Annotated in this window: 15 protein-coding genes and 2 pseudogenes; 9 read left to right on the top strand and 8 right to left on the bottom strand. The window is 59.1% G+C overall.

Annotated features, from left to right (window positions below; all coding sequences use genetic code 11):
• The first annotated feature begins 8 nt into the window (after nucleotides 1–8).
• From A3C3_RS0122175 to A3C3_RS0122190, 4 genes are all read left to right on the top strand, one after another.
• Entirely contained in the window at nucleotides 9–500 is a 492-nt protein-coding gene (locus A3C3_RS0122175; RefSeq protein WP_028739892.1) for a gluconokinase, read from the top strand.
• Nucleotides 497–1,384: an NAD(P)-dependent oxidoreductase gene (locus A3C3_RS0122180; RefSeq protein WP_022716783.1), complete on the top strand. Its 888-nt coding sequence runs from the start codon at nucleotides 497–499 to the stop codon at nucleotides 1,382–1,384. The genes A3C3_RS0122175 and A3C3_RS0122180 overlap by 4 nt, the downstream gene beginning before the upstream one ends.
• On the top strand, nucleotides 1,381–1,713 hold the full coding sequence (locus A3C3_RS0122185) for a hypothetical protein (RefSeq protein ID WP_022716784.1): 333 nt from the start codon (nucleotides 1,381–1,383) through the stop codon (nucleotides 1,711–1,713). The genes A3C3_RS0122180 and A3C3_RS0122185 overlap by 4 nt, the downstream gene beginning before the upstream one ends.
• Before the next feature lie 181 nt (nucleotides 1,714–1,894).
• A complete protein-coding gene (locus A3C3_RS0122190) occupies nucleotides 1,895–2,914 on the top strand; it encodes a LacI family DNA-binding transcriptional regulator (protein WP_028739893.1) in 1,020 nt (339 codons plus the stop codon).
• 49 nt (nucleotides 2,915–2,963) lie between these two features.
• On the opposite strand, the gene A3C3_RS0122195 is transcribed toward A3C3_RS0122190, so the two are convergent.
• From A3C3_RS0122195 to A3C3_RS0122210, 4 genes are all read right to left on the bottom strand, one after another.
• A complete protein-coding gene (locus A3C3_RS0122195; RefSeq protein ID WP_022716786.1) occupies nucleotides 2,964–3,695 on the bottom strand; it encodes an amino acid ABC transporter ATP-binding protein in 732 nt (243 codons plus the stop codon).
• Nucleotides 3,676–4,335 carry an amino acid ABC transporter permease gene (locus tag A3C3_RS0122200; RefSeq protein ID WP_022716787.1) on the bottom strand — a complete coding sequence of 220 codons (660 nt, stop codon included), beginning with the start codon at nucleotides 4,333–4,335 and terminating at the stop codon, nucleotides 3,676–3,678. The genes A3C3_RS0122195 and A3C3_RS0122200 overlap by 20 nt, the downstream gene beginning before the upstream one ends.
• A complete protein-coding gene (locus tag A3C3_RS0122205) occupies nucleotides 4,332–5,036 on the bottom strand; it encodes an amino acid ABC transporter permease (RefSeq protein ID WP_022716788.1) in 705 nt (234 codons plus the stop codon). The genes A3C3_RS0122200 and A3C3_RS0122205 overlap by 4 nt, the downstream gene beginning before the upstream one ends.
• A gap of 65 nt (nucleotides 5,037–5,101) precedes the next feature.
• Entirely contained in the window at nucleotides 5,102–5,905 is an 804-nt protein-coding gene (locus A3C3_RS0122210; RefSeq protein ID WP_028739894.1) for a transporter substrate-binding domain-containing protein, read from the bottom strand.
• A gap of 213 nt (nucleotides 5,906–6,118) precedes the next feature.
• Between A3C3_RS0122210 and A3C3_RS0122215 the strand changes: the two genes are divergently transcribed.
• On the top strand, nucleotides 6,119–7,138 hold the full coding sequence (locus A3C3_RS0122215) for a LacI family DNA-binding transcriptional regulator (protein ID WP_022716790.1): 1,020 nt from the start codon (nucleotides 6,119–6,121) through the stop codon (nucleotides 7,136–7,138).
• A gap of 97 nt (nucleotides 7,139–7,235) precedes the next feature.
• On the opposite strand, the gene A3C3_RS0122220 is transcribed toward A3C3_RS0122215, so the two are convergent.
• From A3C3_RS0122220 to A3C3_RS0122230, 3 genes are read right to left on the bottom strand one after another with little or no spacing between them, the layout of a single operon-like run.
• Nucleotides 7,236–8,336: an ABC transporter substrate-binding protein gene (locus A3C3_RS0122220; protein ID WP_022716791.1), complete on the bottom strand. Its 1,101-nt coding sequence runs from the start codon at nucleotides 8,334–8,336 to the stop codon at nucleotides 7,236–7,238.
• A gap of 38 nt (nucleotides 8,337–8,374) precedes the next feature.
• Nucleotides 8,375–9,439 carry an ABC transporter permease gene (locus tag A3C3_RS0122225; RefSeq protein ID WP_022716792.1) on the bottom strand — a complete coding sequence of 355 codons (1,065 nt, stop codon included), beginning with the start codon at nucleotides 9,437–9,439 and terminating at the stop codon, nucleotides 8,375–8,377.
• A 16-nt stretch (nucleotides 9,440–9,455) separates the two neighbouring features.
• Nucleotides 9,456–10,952 (bottom strand): sugar ABC transporter ATP-binding protein, encoded by a 1,497-nt coding sequence (locus A3C3_RS0122230; RefSeq protein ID WP_022716793.1) that lies wholly within the window; start codon nucleotides 10,950–10,952, stop codon nucleotides 9,456–9,458.
• A gap of 857 nt (nucleotides 10,953–11,809) precedes the next feature.
• Here A3C3_RS0122230 and A3C3_RS43865 point away from each other — a divergent pair.
• Both A3C3_RS43865 and A3C3_RS41695 read left to right on the top strand, forming a co-directional pair.
• A pseudogene (locus A3C3_RS43865) lies at nucleotides 11,810–11,968 on the top strand (SDR family oxidoreductase); the annotation flags it as partial.
• Nucleotides 11,969–11,994: 26 nt separating this feature from the next.
• A pseudogene (locus tag A3C3_RS41695) lies at nucleotides 11,995–12,214 on the top strand (tautomerase family protein).
• Between the two features lie 142 nt (nucleotides 12,215–12,356).
• Here A3C3_RS41695 and htpG read toward each other — a convergent pair.
• Nucleotides 12,357–14,249, bottom strand: coding sequence for a molecular chaperone HtpG (gene htpG / locus A3C3_RS0122245; protein ID WP_022716795.1), 1,893 nt, complete (start codon nucleotides 14,247–14,249; stop codon nucleotides 12,357–12,359).
• Nucleotides 14,250–14,382: 133 nt separating this feature from the next.
• Here htpG and A3C3_RS0122250 point away from each other — a divergent pair, with 133 nt between their 5' ends.
• Together A3C3_RS0122250 and A3C3_RS0122255 are read left to right on the top strand one after the other, a co-directional pair.
• Nucleotides 14,383–14,613: a hypothetical protein gene (locus A3C3_RS0122250; RefSeq protein WP_145611722.1), complete on the top strand. Its 231-nt coding sequence runs from the start codon at nucleotides 14,383–14,385 to the stop codon at nucleotides 14,611–14,613.
• Between the two features lie 518 nt (nucleotides 14,614–15,131).
• The gene (locus A3C3_RS0122255) at nucleotides 15,132–15,878 is read left to right on the top strand and encodes a Crp/Fnr family transcriptional regulator (protein ID WP_022716797.1); all 747 of its coding nucleotides are present in this window, start codon (nucleotides 15,132–15,134) and stop codon (nucleotides 15,876–15,878) included.
• Nucleotides 15,879–16,168 lie beyond the last annotated feature (290 nt).

The raw sequence follows: 16,168 nt of genomic DNA on the forward strand, positions 1-16,168 counted from the left end.
CGCAGCGAATGGTGCTGATGGGGGTTGCAGGGTGCGGCAAGTCCTCTGTCGGGGCCACGCTCGCCGCACGATTGGGGGCGGCATATCTCGATGGCGACGACCTTCACCCGTCGGCGAACATCGACAAGATGAGCCGCGGCATGGCCTTGGACGATGAGGATCGCTGGCCATGGTTGACCCTCGTGGGCGAGACTCTAACCAAGTCCGAAGGGCCGCAGATCGTCGGCTGTTCGGCGCTCAAGCGTGCCTACCGCGCTCACATCACGCAAACTTCCGGAGAGACGATCACCTTCGTTCATCTTGCCGGTACGCCCGAGGTCATCAAGGCGCGAATGAATGCAAGAAAAGGTCATTTTATGCCGGCCGGCCTGCTGACGAGCCAGTTCGCCGCGCTGGAACCACCGGAGGCGGACGAAAACGCGTTCAGCGTGGATATCGACCGGCCGCTTGGCGCGATCGTCGAAGCAATCGTCACGCAATTGGAAGGAATGAAAACATGACGAACAAGGTTGCATTGATTGGCGCCGGCGCGATGGGCGGCGCCATCGGAACGCGGCTCGTCGAAACCGGGAACCATTTGACGGTCTTTGATCTCGACACGACCAAGATGCGCGAGCTGGTCGACAAAGGCGCTCTGCCGGCGGCAAGCGCGGCGGAAGCAGCCGCCGGCTCGGACTATGTCATCCTCAGCCTCAACTCGGCGAAAATCGTCCGGCTCGCCGTCTTCGGCGAAGGCGGCGTTGCAGGCGGCGCCAGGCCCGGAACTGTCATCATAGACATGTCCTCGATCGACCCGGAGGCGACGAAGGCCCTGGCGTCCGAGGCGGCGGAAAAGGCCCTGCGCTGGGTCGACAGTCCCCTGTCGGGTGGCGCGCCCAAGGCATTGGTCGGACAGCTTACGCTTATGGCCGGCGGCAAGGAACAAGATGTCGTTGATGCCTACGAGGTGCTGCGGCACGTTGCCTCGAATTACACGCATATGGGGCCTTCCGGCGCCGGCCAGACCACGAAGCTGATCAACCAGGTTCTCTGCGGGCTCAATTTTCTGGCCGTGGCGGAAGCGACGCAGTTGGCTCTCGATGCCGGCGTGGATGCGGCAAAGATCCCGCAGGCGTTGAAGGGCGGCCGGGCCGACAGCGCAATCCTGCAAGAATACATGCCGCGCTTTGTCGTCAAAGATTACCGTCGCACCGGAAGGATCGACAATATGGTCAAGGATTTGAGCGGGGCGCAGGATCTCGCCCGCCGCACCAACACCGCCATGCCGCTGACGGCGCTGTGCGCCGAAATTCACCGCATGCTGACTGCCGCCGGTCTCGGCGGTGAGGACCAGGCCGCCCTGATGGAATTTTTCAAGGGACCCAACAAGGACATCGTACAATGATAACACGCTATGCCCTCTTCGAAGGAAAACTGAAGGACGGTCAAACGGAGGCGTTTCGGGCCGCAGTGCTCAACGACATCCTGCCGAAATGGAAGGCCTTTCCCGGCGCCCTCGATGTCCGGGTAACCTTTGCCGATGCCCGCGATGAAGGAGCGCCGGAAATTCCCATGATTCTTGCGATCAACTATCCCGATCTCGCAACCGTCGAGGCCGCGCTTGCGAGTCCAGCGCGCACCGCGGCCAAGGCAGCGACGGAAGAGGTATTGGCACGCTTTTTTGACGGGCGGATCCATCATCATGTGACCCAGGCAAACGAATTCCCGCTCTAAGCTCGACGCCGTGGCGGCTCGCTGCCCTCTTGGCTGTTCGACCACCGGCAAGGGGGCAGACCCAAAGTCCGACCAAAGCATCGGCCTTTTGCTGCGCGTTGAACGAGGCGAAATCACAACCTGCTTGCAAATTAAGCGTAAAGGCGGTTGTATTCATCTGGTAACGATAACATGGATGCAAATGCCCAGTATTCGTAAACCACCAACCATGGCGGATGTCGCCCGCATGGCGGGCGTGTCGCCGATGACGGTGTCGCGCGCTTTCAAGCGCGACACGTCCGTCAGCCAAGAGACACGCGAGGCTGTCAGACGTGCAACCGAAGAACTTGGTTACGTCTTCGACAGCACGGCTTCCAATCTTCGATCACAGCGCACGGACTTCGTGGCCGTTACGATCCCCTCGATCAACAACGCCAATTTCGCTGATACGGTGCGGGCGCTGTCGGACGGCTTGTCGGATAAGGGCTTGCAGGTCCTGCTCGGCTACACGAACTACGACGTTCGTGAAGAAGAGCGGCTGATCGAGCAGCTCTTGCGGCGCAAGCCCGAAGCAATCGTGGTAACGGGCGGCAAGCATACATCGCGAGCCCGCAAACTCCTGTCGAATGCCGGCATCCCCGTCATTGAAACCTGGGATCTTCCGGAAGATCCGATTGGACACGTTGTCGGCTTCTCCAACGCATTGGCGGTGCGCGAGATGATCGATCATTTTGTCACCGTCGGCTATAGAAAGGTCGCCTTCATTGGTGGTGATGCTGATCGCGACACGCGCGGCAGCGATCGGCGCGCCGGCTTCATAACCGCGATGGAGGATCACGGGTTGGACGCGACGCGCCTGATTGCCGCCGGGCCGCCGCCGATTTCAATGCGCGAGGGCGCGAACGCGATGGGCCGGTTGCTGGAGCATTTCCCAGATACCGAAGCGGTCATCTGCGTTTCTGATCTTTCGGCCTTCGGCGCACTTACCGAATGTCAACGGCGCGGCATTGCGGTGCCGGACCAGATTGCCATCGGCGGCTTCGGCGACTACGAGATCGGCGCAATTTGCGTTCCCAGTCTGACAACGATCAATGCCTTTGCTGCCGAGATCGGAGCAAAAACGGCGCAGCTCATTCTCGACGTCCTGGACGGGTCGCTTTCGGACAGCGCGGGCGTGATAACGATCCGACCGGATTTGATTCTGCGCCAAACAAGCCGCTGAGGAAATAGCGGGCCGGAAGAAGATCGCTTGCCCACCCGCTCTGTCACGATTACTTAACGTCCGATTTCACAAACTGCCGCAACTCGGGCGTCTGTGGATTAGCAAACAGCTCGGCGGATGCCCCCTGTTCCCAGATCGTGCCCTTGTGCATGAAGATCGTCTGCGTAGCCACCCGCCGCGCAAAACCCATCTCATGCGTGACGAGTATCATGGTCATTCCATCGCGGGCCAATTTCTCCATGACCGTCAGCACTTCCTCGGTCAGTTCCGGATCGAGCGCAGAGGTGACTTCGTCGAAGAGCATCACCTTCGGGCGCATTGCAAGGGAACGGGCAATCGCCACGCGCTGCTGCTGGCCACCAGAAAGCTGGTCCGGATAGGCATCGAATTTTTCCGACAGGCCCACGAGCTGGAGCACCTCGCGGGCGATCTCTTGTGTCTGCGCCTTCGCAACGTCTTTGACAATGCGGGGCGCCAGCATGATGTTCTCGCCCACGGTCAAATGTGGAAAGAGGTTGTAGCTTTGGAAGACGATGCCGACATCGGTGCGCAGGCTTCGCAGCGCCTTTGCGTCGCCTCCAAGCGCATGGCCGGCGATCTCGATGCGACCGGAGTTGATCTTTTCTAAGCCGTTCATGCAGCGCAGCAGCGTGCTCTTTCCAGAACCGGACCGACCGATCAGTGCAAAGACCTCTCCGCGCCCGACGCTGAGGGATACGCCCTTGAGAACCTCGAGCGCACCGAAGCTCTTGTGAACATTTTCAACGATTACTTCCGGCATGAAGCCTCCTTTCCAGCCAACGCGACAGCTGGGACAATGGGTAGCAGACGACGAAATAAAGAGCGGCCACCGCGATGAAGACGCGGAAGGGCTGGAATGTCGTGTTATTGACAAGCTGCCCTGCGCGGGCGAGTTCGACGAAGCCGATGATCGATGTGATCGACGTATTCTTGACCACCTGCACCGCAAAGCCGACGGTTGGCGGCAGCGAAACACGGATTGCCTGCGGCAGGATGATGTAGCGGTATTGTTGAAGGCGGCTCATGGCAAGCGATTCCGACGCTTCCCATTGCTGCTTCGGCACCGCCTGGATGCAGCCGCGCCAGATTTCCGCGAGATAACCTGATGCGTAGATCGTCATCGATGCGCCGGCGGCAAAGAGCGGCGGCAGCTCAAGCCCGGCAAGGCTGAGGCCGTAATAGGACAAAAACAGGATCATCAGCACCGGAATGCCCTGGATAACCTGAATATAGGAGCCTGCGGCAAAGCGCACGGCCTTGATGGGTGAGGTTCGGGCAAGCGCCACGGCAAAGCCCAGCAGACCTCCACCGACAAGGGCGATGACCGTCAGGAGAATGGTCCACTGCAGGGCTTGCAGCAGGAAACCGAATTCGTCGAAACCGAATGTTCTCAGCGTCATGCCGGCACCTCCGGCAGGGCCGTCATCGTGCGGCGGGCAACCCGCCTGCCAAAAAGCCACATGCCGATGAATCCCAGGGCAGCGCGCAGCGCCAGCGCCAGCGCGAGATAGATCAGCGTGACGACAATATAGACTTCGAAAGACCGATAGGTCTGCGATTCGACGAAAGCGGCCGAGGCGGCAAGCTCATGGGTCGAAATTGCCGAGCAGATGCTGGAGGCCAGCATCATCAACACGAACTGGCTGCACAGCGCCGGGTAAACCTTGGCGACCGCCGGAACCAGAATGACGTGGCGATAGATCTGGAAACGCGAAAAACCAAGCGCCTCGCCCGCTTCGATCTGAGATTTGTGCACGGCTTCGATGCCGGCACGGATGATTTCCGTTGAATAGGCGGCAAGATTGATGGTCATGCCGATCAGCGCCGCCGTATCGGCGCCCACGCGAATACCAAGCCCAGGCAGGCCGAAATAGACGATGAAGAGCTGGACCAGAAAGGGCGTGTTGCGGATCACCTCGACGTAAGCATCGACAAGATACCGCACGGCACCGCCCTTTATGGAGCGCAAGGATGCAAGCATGACACCTGCTGCCGAACCTAGAACAATCGAAAGGATCGACAGCTTGATCGTCAGCCAGATACCGCTCAGGATTTCGCCCTGATACTGGGCCAGCACGCCGAATTGAAATGTGTAGGACATAAACGAGCTCCGTCGAAGTTTCGCTCCTGCCGGTGCCTCACCGGCAGGCTCTCACGCAAGCTCAATCAGAAGGACGGAAGGGTCGGCATCGGACGGCCTGTCCATTTCGTCGCGATCTTGTCGAGATCGCCGGAGATCTTCATCAGATAGATCGACGTATTCAGCCATTGACGCAGTTCGAAATCGTCGAGCTTCGTCGCCATCGAGTTGCCCTGCTGGAAGAAGGTAAAGCCGACCTGGAGGCCAGCGTCCGGACGCTGCTTGATGATCGCTTCTCCCACAGTCGACGGCAGTGCGACCGCATCCGCCTGACCGGCAATCAGCGCCTGCGCACTGGTGGAGTCGTCTTCGAAAACCAAGATCTCCATGCCGGGGACCGCCGCCTTGCGAAGAGCGGTTTCCTGTGACGAACCTCGATTGACCGCGACGCGCTTGCCCTGAAGATCGGCAAGGCTCGCGAACTTCTGGTCGGGACCGGATATGATATCCATGTTAAAGGCGCTGTAGGGCTGCGTAAACATGACGGTCTTGGCCCGCTCACCCGTCGGGGCCAGCGTCGCAACGAGAAAATCGACCTTGCCGGTCTGGAGCGCTGGAATGCGGGCCGGCGGCGTCAGTGGGACGAGTTCGACCGGCAGCGAGAGATATCCGGCAATCAAGTTGGCGACGTCGACGTCGTAGCCGGTCGGATTACCTTTTTCATCCACCATCCCCATCGGCGGCGCACCGGTCAGAACGCCGATCCGGACCGTGCCGCGTGATATGATGTCATTGAGCGTGACCGCCCCGGCTTCGGCCGTCATCGCCAAGGACGCGATGGCGAGTGCGGCTGCCGTTACAACCGCGCGCATAGAGTTACGAACATTCATGACATTCCTCCACCTAATTTGACTGAGCTCTTGCTCGTGCATGCGACCTCTGGAGCGACGGAAACCGCTCCATTGCTCGCCTCCTCTGGACTCCCTTGCACCGGGCATTGCATCTGAATCATGCAAGGGTTATCGTTAACCTCATCTTATGTTATCGATAACAATCGGGCTGTCAAGCCGGTTTTTACTTGTCAAGGCGTGGGGATGAGGCAAGTGGCAAAGGATAAGACACGGATCGTCACGCTGCTTGATGTGGCGGCAAAGGCAGGCGTAAGCAGCATGACAGTCTCAAAGGTGATGCGAGGCGTCGGCAAGATTTCCGAGGAGACACAACAACGGGTGAGATATGCCGCAGACGAGCTTGGCTATCTGCCGAACAACCTTGCCGGATCATTGAGTTCGCGCAAGAGCCGGATGGTAGCAGTGATCATCCCCTCGATCAGCGACATCGTCTTTTCCGAAGTGCTGAGTGGGGTGAACGCCATCCTGCGCCCCAATGGACTTCATACTTTCATCGGAGAATCGCATTTCGATCCCGGCATCGAAGCAGAGCTTGTCCGCGAGATGCTGTCCTTCCGCCCTGCAGGGCTTTTGCTAAACGGCGGCATGGCACGAAGCGCGGCTTGCGACAAATTGCTAGAAAGACGCACCTGCCCGGCCATTCAATTGTGGGATTGCGACAATGAAGATCTCGATTTCAGCGCCGGCCCTTCACACAGGGAGGCAGGGCAACTCGTTGCTGCGCATTTCCTGGAGCGCCGCCTCAGGCGCGTTGCCTATGTCGGCGCCGAACTGGAGAAGGATCTTTGCGCCCGATGGCGCTACCTTGCCTTGCGGTCTTCGCTTGCGAGCGCCAACATCGACGTGATCAGCATGGTTTGCGAAAATCGGCCGAGACAGGCCCAAACAGGACGCGCCCTCACGCAGGAATTGATCCGTGACCATCCCGAGATCCAGGCTATTCACTTCTTGAACGACGCGATGGCGCTTGGTGGCCTCTCCTATCTGCACGAAGCGGGAATTCCAGTTCCAGAGCAGATCTCCGTGGTGGGATTTAACGGCACGTCCATCCCCAACACGGTCCGAACCAGACTTACGACCGTTGATATACCTCGCGCCGAGATCGGAAAGACGGCGGCTCAGGCGCTGTTGAATATACTTGCAAACGTGCACGTGGACAGATCGTGGCGGGCTGAGATCCGGCTCATCCAGGGCAACACGACGATACGATAATCGATCGTCTGTTCATCCTTCCATCAATATCGCTTGCGACGCAACGTGCAAAAAAATGGCACCATTCGCGGTGCCCTAGTTTCCGGGAGGGAGGCTGCTACATCTTGCCCCAGAGCTTTTTATACTCGTCGCGGTAACCGTTTTCCGGATCGAACGAGTTCTTGGGGCCGCCATCGAATTCGACATTGTCGGCGGTGACGACATGGAGCGGGGAGAGATAGCCAGACCACTGTTGGCCGGCAAAGGCGCGGTTCAACTCGTCGACAAGCTGCCAGCCCTGCAGGTTGAGGGGCTCGGCGACCGTAACTTTCTGGAACTGGCCGGCGCGGATGCGCTGGTAGGCCGATTCGGAACCGTCACCGGCAGCGACATTGATTGGCGCATCCGTACCGCCCTTGCCGGCGGCTGCCAGCGACGGTCCCATGAAGTCGAAATAAAGATCGTTGATGGCGAGCGAATGGGTCCACTGGTCGCCGTATTTTTGCAGCAACGATGTCGTCAGCTGCGGCATGCGCTGGGAGGTTTCGGCAATAGGCGTATCGACATATTCAAGAACCTTGCCGCCGAGTTTTTCGATCTCCTCTTTCATCTTGTCGGCCTTGGCGATGGCGATCGCATAGGTCGAGTCGGTGAAGATCACGACGCCTGGTTTGCCCTTCGCATCTGCATAGGCCCAGTCCGCCGCCGACTTGGAAACCTCCATCGCATCGGTGCTGACGTTGGCGAAAAGGCCGGTTTTTTCGTCAGGGCCGATGACCGGGCCTGCGTGCCAGGCGACGAGCGGAATTCCCGCAGCCCTCGCCTGCTCAAGAGCCGGCGCTTGCTCGACGGCATCGAAGCCGTTGATGATGATCCCGGCGGGCTTCAGCGCCATGGCCTGGCCGAACGCTGCCGTGCGGCCGCCGATCGAGCCCGCACCGTCGAGAACCTTGACCTGCCAACCGATGGCGGCTGCGCCCTCCTCGACGCCGGTAGTCACGCCCAAGATGCCGCCGTTCTTCAGATCGCCGGCGAGCACGACGATCGTCTTTCCCTCCTGCGCCTTGGGTCCTGTCTTCGGTCCGTCCCAGGTGGTGACGCGGGTCGCATATTTTTCGACCACCGCCTTGGCGTCGGACATGGCATCTGCCAGTGCCGGCCCCGCGAGCATCAAGGCCAGTGCGGCGACGGAACTCTGGATAAGCGTTCTGCGTTTCATGGTTCTTCCTCCCTTTGAAGATTGTGTGCCGACGGCGATCAGTTTTTCGGTGGGTTTGCAGATGCCGGACTGGTGGCTGCGGTTTTTCCGGCTGCACCCCGTTTCCTTTGCGCATAACCGGCGATGCCGATGGCCACGAGCAGGGTGATGCCGTTGAAGAGTGGTTCGACGAAGAACGAGCCACCGAATTGCTGGATGCCGGAAATGCCGACGGCAAGAATAATGACACCGGTCATCGTGCCCCAGACATTGACGCGTCCAGGCTTGATGGTGGTTGAGCCGAGAAAGGCACCGACGAGCGCCGGCAGCAGATACTCGAGGCCAACACTGGCCTGGCCGATGCGAAGCTTCGAGGCGAGCAGGACGCCTGCAAGCGCAGCAAGGGTGCCCGAGGAGACAAAAGCTGCGATGACAAAGCGGCGGACCGGAATGCCGTTCAGCGCTGCCGCTTTGGGATTGGCACCGATCGCATAGATATAGCGGCCAATCGGCAGATATTCGAGAATGAGCCAAAGCGCGACGGCAAGCAGCAGCACATAAAAGCCAGTGATCGGCAGGCCGAATACCATGGTGCCGTTCAACGAGTAAAAACCCTCCGGCAAGACGCCAACGACCTGGCGCCCGCCGGTGTGCCAGAGTGCGAGCGCGTAGAGGACCGTGCCGGTGCCGAGCGTCGCAATGAACGAGTCGATGCGTGCGACCTCCACCAGAAGACCGTTGAGGAAGCCGGTGATAGCACCGAGCGCAAGCACGATGACGACTGCGACCGGCCAAGGCACGCCGAACACAGTTTGCAGGCTGATCGCAAGAATGTGCCAGAGCACGATGCCGTAGCCGACCGTAAGATCGATGCGGCCAGCAGCCATCGGGATCATGGCCGCCAGCGACAGAAGAGCGATGATCGCCTTGTCGGAGACGATCGAGCGGAGATTGAGAACCGTCGGAAAGGTCTGCGGCAGGAGAAGCGAAAACAGCACGATAAGAGCCAAAGTAAGGATGACCAGGCCGTAAACCGGCAGGAACCGCAGGAGCTTCTGCGTATAGCTGAGGCCCGCCAGTTCGGCTCGGGTCGGCTCAAGGGCGGTGGATTCGATCGACTGCATTATCTTCTCCCGGAACTCAAGCGGCCTCTGAAGCCGACGCGGCAGCGATCACCGCCGATGTGGTTAAATCCGCACCTTGCAATTCACGTACAATCCGTCCGCGTGAAAACACCAAGGCACGATGGCAGATATGGGCGATTTCCTCGAAATCCGTCGACACGACGACGACAGCCAGACCCGCCTCAAGCGCACGGGCGATCAGCCGATAGATGTCGGCCTTGGCGCCGACATCTACGCCTGCGGTCGGATCCTCGGCGATCAGAAGCTTGCGGCCAGTTGCAAGCCAGCGGCCGACAACCACCTTCTGCTGGTTGCCCCCCGATAGCGCCTCGATCGGCAGGCTCTGGTCGTTCGGCCTCAATCCGACACTCTCGCCGATCGTGCGCGCCAGGGACGCTTCTTTAAACGGCGACAGGAAAGAAAGGAGCCTGCGTCCGGACGCTGCCGGATTGAGGAAGGTGTTTTCCCGAAGCGACAGCGACATGGCAACGGATTCTTCGGTGCGGTCGCGCGCAATCAGGCCTATGCCGGACCTCATTGCAGCGACCGGGCTCGACAGGTCCGGTACCGCCCCACCGACATCTACCGCGCCGGAAAAAGCATCGCAGCCAAAGAGGGCCCGGCCGATCAGTTCCTGACCGGCGCCGCGCAAGCCAACCAACCCAAGCAGCTCTCCTTTCCGGATATCAAACGAGACAGGTCCGGCACTGCGGCAGGCAAGATCCCGAACGGTGACGATCGTCTCACCCGGATTGCTTGTCGCTTTGGCGAAGAGTTGGTCCGTCTTGCGGCCGACGATCATTTCAATCAATTCGTCCGGCGTCGTCTGTGCGACCGGCTTCTGGCCAACCAGGCGCCCGTCGCGCAAGACCGCGACCCGGTCGGCGATGCGGAAAATCTCATCGAGCCGATGCGACACGTAGATCATCGCCACCCCTCGCGCCTTCAGCGGACGGATAGCATCGAAGAGACGCTCCACCTCATCAGCCGGAAGGCTGGCGGTCGGCTCGTCGAGAACAAGCACGTCCGCTTCCACGGCGAGCGCGCGGGCAATCGCCACAAGCGACTTTTCCGTACGGGTGAGATCCTGGACACGCGTCGACGGATCAAAATCGCAGCCGACGAGATTCAGCGCCTCCCTGGCCCGCTCCTCCGTTCGCTTCCAGTCGATCAGGCGCGAACGCATGGAGAAACCCTGCGCCAATCCGACGTTTTCGCCGACCGTCATCCATTCGATCAGGCCAAGGTCCTGATGGATAAAGGCGAGAGGCTGACGTTCGTTAGGCTTTGGCGGCCGATGGACATAGGGTTCACCACGGAACTGAATATCGCCGCCGTCCGGCTTGTAGATGCCGGCTAGGGTCTTGATGAGTGTCGATTTGCCCGCGCCGTTTTCTCCAAGAAGCGCCAGGATCTCCCCCGAATGCAAATCCAGCGATACCTGCGATAAGGCGCGGGTGCCGCCGAACTCCTTGGTGATGGAGCGAAACTCCAGCAGTTTTTCGCTCGACATCGGCGCTCCTCCCAAAGCACTGTGAACCTGCAAGACATGGTATGTTATCGATAACAATGCTGTCAACAGGGAATTGCGCGTGGGCTGGTCGCGTACAAGGAGTGGCTGCTTTCTTTCGGGACAGAGCTCATATAGTCGCCACGCATTACATGCTCCCGCGGCAGCCGTTCGTGATCGTTGACGGCCAAGGTGAAAGGCCACCCGTCTAGAAGAGCGCGCCGCCGCGCAGCCCTTTGACATATCGGGATGTCGCTTGGATCCCTAAGCTGGCTTGCGCTTATAGGGGCCACTTCCAGAAGCAAATCGTTGAAATCCTTATTGCAGTGTTCGGGATTACTGCTCGGGCTGACAAATGAACACGATGCATGAGTGGGCTTGCTCGCAATGCCCAGACGGAATGCCCCATTCAATTCCTCCAAATTGGTGGAACGTCGGCTCAAACCCTCATAAAAAAGGCCCTGCGGGCTGGGGGCAGACGGGGCAGGGCCAGATGCCAGAATAGGACTGGCGGAACGCACGCCCGTGGGCGTCGATGGTCTGGGAGGCGTGCGCGAGATCGAAGCATAACATATTTCTCGTGCATCGAAGCCTGTCCCAAAGGCTTAAGCGAAGGAGTAATAAGACGGCTATGTCTCCGAGTAAGCAAGCATTTCTAGATCCACGAGTGATCTGACACGCGCGAAAAGGTATGTTCAAAATTTCGGCCGCGGTTTGTCGCACCGTCAGACGACCCGACATCATCGACCTGATCCGCTCCGCTTTCAGGTCACCCGCCACTCCTCGAAACTGACCCCTTTTCTCCGGGCGATTGTGCGACGTGTACTGCCCAGTGGCAGCAGCGATGTTTTGATATGATCGGCAAATCGGATGAACTGGGCCATTCCATCGTCAGAACGATACCGCTGAACCGGCTTGGCCAACCGGAGGATGTCGCTTCGGTCGTTGCCTTCCTGGCCGGCTCGGAAGGTGCCTGGGTGAACGGTCAGGTACTTCGCGTCAATGGCGGCATGATCTGAAGCAAGCTCGAACCGAGGATAAAACCATGCCATTCGTGAACATCAAGACACCGGAAGGCGCGCTGAACCGCGCCCAGAAGCAGGAGATCGTGCACCGCACGACGAACATGCTCGTCGAGTATTTTCCAGAGGCCGCAAGGCCGCACACCATGGTGCTTATCGAGGAGGTGAAGGAACGGCGGTTACGGCCGCGCCGATGAGATCTTTATCCTGCCGGACGTCTATCGCAGCAAAGAAAACGGTTAGGTGGCCCCTTTGCCGGCGGAACATGCCGTCCGCCGACAAAGTCACATTCGTAACGCGTCCTGCCCATGTCGAGCACGGTTCCGCAAGCGTTCCCTGGTGACGCTGACTATTGCGGCAGGGTAAGCCTACCGCCAGCTCTCCATCAAGATTGCAACGCTCTTTGGAATACCCGTGTCAGTCTCTCGGCAAAGGCACGGGGATCGACGGGTCTGTCGCCATCAAGGATCCGTGCTTGGTCAAGCAGGAGCAATGCTGCATCCTCCCTTAGCGAAGAGCCGTCGTCTTTGGCAGCAATTCCTTTCACCAGCGGATGCTCGAGATTGATCTCCAGGATGGGCTTTGCAGCCGACTGGAGCCGTCCTGCGCCCTGCAGTATCTTTTCCATCTGGCGGTCGTAGCCTTGCTCAGATGCGACGAGGCAAACCGCACTTTCCGTCAGTCGATCGGAGGCACGAACATCCGACACCTGGCCTGCAAGCGTCTCGCGGGCAAAGGCGATGAAGTTCTCGAGATCCGCCGACACTTCGCTGTTCGTGGCTGCTTCGTCATTGGACGTGGCGAACTGCGCCAGGTCGGCTGCGCCTTGCGTGATCGATTTGAAGGTCCTTCCTTCGAATTCGGGTGCATTCATCACCCAGAAGCTGTCGATGGAGTCGGTCAACAGCAGGACCTCGATGCCGCGAGCGCGAAATCCTTCTAGCTGTGGCGATGCCTTCAGCTGATTCAGGCTGTTGCCGGTCAAATAATAAATTGCGCTCTGATCCTGTTTGGCATCTTTCACATAATCTGCCAGAGAGCGATACCCGTCACTCGAGACCGTGGTTCGAAAGCGCGACAGGGCAATCAGCTGCAAGCGGCGTTCGAAATCCTCGTAAATGCCTTCCTTAACGACTGAACCGAAATTCTCCCAAAATCTGATGAAGGCGTCCGCATCGGTCTCGGCGAGTTTTTCGATTGCTGCTACGACCCTGCTGGTGACGCCCTTCCTGATCGCCGCCAGAATGGGGCTCGCCTGGATCATCTCGCGCGAAACGTTGAGGGGAAGATCTGCGGTATCGATCAGGCCTCTCACAAAGCGAAGATAACGCGGCATGAGTTCGGTGTCGTCGGTGATGAAGACACGCTTTACATAAAGCTTCATCCGGCCCTTGCGGTCAGGATCAAACATGTCGAACGGCTGCGATCCCGAAACAAAGGCTAGTGCAGTATACTCATGCCGTCCTTCCGCCCGGAAATGAACAGTCACGGCAGGCTCGTCATATTGTCCGGAAATACCGCGGTAGAAATCCGTATACTCTTCGGCCGAAATGTCACTTTTCGAACGAGTCCAAAGAGCGGTACCGTCGGTGAGCTGGATCGCTTCGGCGCCCGGCTTTTCAATCATCGTGATCGGCACGGGAACGTGGCCGGATTGCTCCTTGACGATCCGCTCGACCGACCAACGGGATGTGTAGGTCTTGGCGTCCTCCATCAAATGCAAAGTGATGCGCGTGCCACGCGGCGGAGCATCCACCACGTCCACGGGGCTGACGCTATAGCTGCCCCGACCATCGGACGACCACAACCAAGCCTCATCGGCGCCCGCACGCCGGGAAACCACGTCGACGCGTTCGGCAACCATGAAGCAGGAATAGAAGCCGACACCGAACTGTCCGATCAGTTGTGCGCTCTCGCCGGTCTTGTTGGCCTCAATGCGCTCCATGAAGGCACGGGTGCCCGAGCGGGCAATGGTGCCGAGCGCCTCGATCAATTCGTCACGGCTCATACCAATACCGTTGTCCTCGACGACCAACTGGCGCTTTTCCTCGTCGAGCGATAGCGTAATCCGGCCGTCCGGATCGTTTGCAAGCATTGTGGGTGTGGCAATCGCCTCGAACCGCAGCTTCTCGGACGCATCGGCGGCGTTCGAGATCAGTTCACGCAGAAAGACATCCTTATCCGAATAGACCGAATGCACCATCATATGCAGAAGGCGCGCCACATCGGCTTCGAAGATGTGGTTTTCGGCAGTGTTGTGCGTGGCGGTCGTCGTCATACGTCATGATCTCCCATGATAAAAAAACGATCGATCAGGTGGCAAAGACTTCGATCGAATTCAAGATGTTTCTCTAACACCGAATGAAGTGCAAGGCTCAGTTCGCTTGCGCCGCAGGCTTTCGGAATTCGCAGTGTCGATTGTCGGTAACGCGTCCAATTCTCCGCTGACGATCTCGGGTGCTTGGCGAGGCCGCCTCTTCCCGGACCGAGCAGCAGCGCCCGCAGGACGCGCCGGGGCCTGGCTGACGGATCGCGGGCACTGCCCCGTTTTTCGGGAGGAAGACCACTTCGATACGCAGCCGCGAAACACGAGTGAGCTCGACACAGGCAGGCTGGTCGAGCCGCCTGGCGAGTCCGTCTGAGCGAGCTACACGAATGTGCCCTTGCGCGTGGTTGCGAGTATCTGGGCTCATACCGATCGGCATCCTCCGGGTCGATAATATCGCTCCGGCATTGGCGATGCTTCTCCCTCTTCAACCGGTCATAGACGGCGCTGGCGGTTCTCAGACCGGCTCTTCCAGTATAACTTTCCTTTGGCAAAGAACGAGCGCATGATTGCTGCTTGTCCGCAGATGGGAAACGCTCTCGCCTGCGAACCGGCTCTTTCAACGGAGCAGAAGCCTTTGACTGGCGGATGATCGCTGCGCGGGAGGATGGAACAACCATTCTCGTCCTATCGGTCGCAGCGACCATCGAGTACCCTGGCCGTCATCGAATATGGCGCCTCTGAGCTCCCCGGCAACCGCCGCAGATATGTCAGAACTGTACAGAGCGCTTTCAAGTTCTAGCCCTGTGCTGTGCTTGGATGCATAAACCAGCGAATAGCTAATCCTCGTGGCGCTTGGCGTGGGACCGGGCTCTAACCTGATTGGAGACGTCAATGCCATCCTTCTCACAGGCGACCGTTGCGAACAGACTGCTTAGGGCATTGGCGCCGGAAGCCTTCGAGCGGCTCAGGTCGGAAATGACCGCAATCGATCTTGGCCTCAGACAAGTTGTTGTCGAATCCGACACGCCCATCTTACATGTTTGCTTTATCGAGAGCGGCCTTGCGTCAATGGTTGCCGTCAGCTCCGACGATGAGGCGGTTGAGGTCGGGCATATAGGACGGGAGGGTCTTGGTGGTCACCATGTGCTGTTAATGACCGACCGCACCCCGAACAGAACATTCATGCAAGTCGCCGGAACTGGAATAGCCGTTCCGGTCGAACACTTCATGACCATTATCAACAACCATAAGCCGACGAGAGATTTGCTGCTGCGCTACGTGCATTCGGCGAGCTTGCAGCTTGCTCATTCAGCTCTCGCAAACGCGCGCTACAGCATGCAGGAGCGCCTCGCGCGATGGCTGCTGATGTGTCATGACCGTCTCGAGGGTGACAATCTCGCGCTTACCCATGAATTCCTGGGAATGATGCTCGGTGTTCGGCGTGCTGGCGTGACAAACGAGTTACACATCCTCGAAGGCATCCACGCCATCAGATCAACGCGGGGTAACGTACGCATCATCGACAGGGAAAAGCTCAAGAAAATTGCCGGTGGCTGCTACGGCCTGCCCGAGGCGGAGTACGAGCGGCTGATAGGCATTCCAATGAGCGTGGCGCATCGGGCTATTCGCATCGCTTGATCGCATCAGCAAACTGAACAACACAAAGACGGCCGGCATCAAGCTGGCCCTGAGTCTGGCTTTCAACGCTGCTGACCAAGGACCGTGATTCTTGAAGCCGGTGGGAAGTGCGGCCTCAGATGCTGTGTACGTCCTGGCCCAGTAACATCGGCCCAGCTGGTCCAACATTGCGCGCCACCGCCCGGTGGCCATCCTACGTCTCTCGCGGGCGACGAAACCAGAACCGGCTGACTACTTATTCCAGTTCGAAACCTTCGGCCACGCGTGGCGTGATGTGCCAACCTTGCCGC

The sequence above is a fragment of the Rhizobium mongolense USDA 1844 genome (genome assembly GCF_000419765.1).
Classification (GTDB): Bacteria; Pseudomonadota; Alphaproteobacteria; order Rhizobiales; family Rhizobiaceae; genus Rhizobium; species Rhizobium mongolense.

Bases quoted from the DNA above. Each gene is read 5' to 3' on its own strand.
- A3C3_RS0122175 (WP_028739892.1), top strand. From the start codon at position 9: ATGGTGCTGATGGGGGTTGCAGGGTGCGGCAAGTCCTCTGTCGGGGCC.
- A3C3_RS0122180 (WP_022716783.1), top strand. From the start codon at position 497: ATGACGAACAAGGTTGCATTGATTGGCGCCGGCGCGATGGGCGGCGCC.
- A3C3_RS0122185 (WP_022716784.1), top strand. From the start codon at position 1,381: ATGATAACACGCTATGCCCTCTTCGAAGGAAAACTGAAGGACGGTCAA.
- A3C3_RS0122190 (WP_028739893.1), top strand. From the start codon at position 1,895: ATGCCCAGTATTCGTAAACCACCAACCATGGCGGATGTCGCCCGCATG.
- A3C3_RS0122195 (WP_022716786.1), bottom strand. From the start codon at position 3,695: ATGCCGGAAGTAATCGTTGAAAATGTTCACAAGAGCTTCGGTGCGCTC.
- A3C3_RS0122200 (WP_022716787.1), bottom strand. From the start codon at position 4,335: ATGACGCTGAGAACATTCGGTTTCGACGAATTCGGTTTCCTGCTGCAA.
- A3C3_RS0122205 (WP_022716788.1), bottom strand. From the start codon at position 5,036: ATGTCCTACACATTTCAATTCGGCGTGCTGGCCCAGTATCAGGGCGAA.
- A3C3_RS0122210 (WP_028739894.1), bottom strand. From the start codon at position 5,905: ATGAATGTTCGTAACTCTATGCGCGCGGTTGTAACGGCAGCCGCACTC.
- A3C3_RS0122220 (WP_022716791.1), bottom strand. From the start codon at position 8,336: ATGAAACGCAGAACGCTTATCCAGAGTTCCGTCGCCGCACTGGCCTTG.
- A3C3_RS0122225 (WP_022716792.1), bottom strand. From the start codon at position 9,439: ATGCAGTCGATCGAATCCACCGCCCTTGAGCCGACCCGAGCCGAACTG.
- A3C3_RS0122230 (WP_022716793.1), bottom strand. From the start codon at position 10,952: ATGTCGAGCGAAAAACTGCTGGAGTTTCGCTCCATCACCAAGGAGTTC.
- htpG (WP_022716795.1), bottom strand. From the start codon at position 14,249: ATGACGACGACCGCCACGCACAACACTGCCGAAAACCACATCTTCGAA.
- A3C3_RS0122255 (WP_022716797.1), top strand. From the start codon at position 15,132: ATGCCATCCTTCTCACAGGCGACCGTTGCGAACAGACTGCTTAGGGCA.